General features: G+C 47.4%; 1 protein-coding gene. It reads right to left on the bottom strand.

The window, feature by feature from the left end:
• The coding region (locus tag FD07_RS12280) for an IS3 family transposase (protein WP_156403297.1) at window positions 1–232 on the bottom strand (232 nt) is incomplete at both ends.

A 232-nucleotide genomic window follows, 5' to 3' on the forward strand; every position in this document is an offset into this window, starting at 1 on the left:
GCTGCAGTGGTTGAAGTTCCAGATTCAATTCATGGTGGATCTTCATAACGCCGTATCGCTGCTTGAATTCCGCAAAGATCCGCAGAATCCGTTGTTTCAAGTCCGCATCTTCGGCCCGGCGTTTTGAAGGCTTGGGGGATCGATAACGATAATACTGAGCTCTGGAAACACCGAGGATTCGGCACATCTTAGTTACCTGGTGGTTATGGCTTTCTTGGTGAATGTAATCAAA

This window comes from Levilactobacillus parabrevis ATCC 53295 (assembly GCF_001434055.1).
GTDB lineage: Bacteria > Bacillota > Bacilli > Lactobacillales > Lactobacillaceae > Levilactobacillus > Levilactobacillus parabrevis.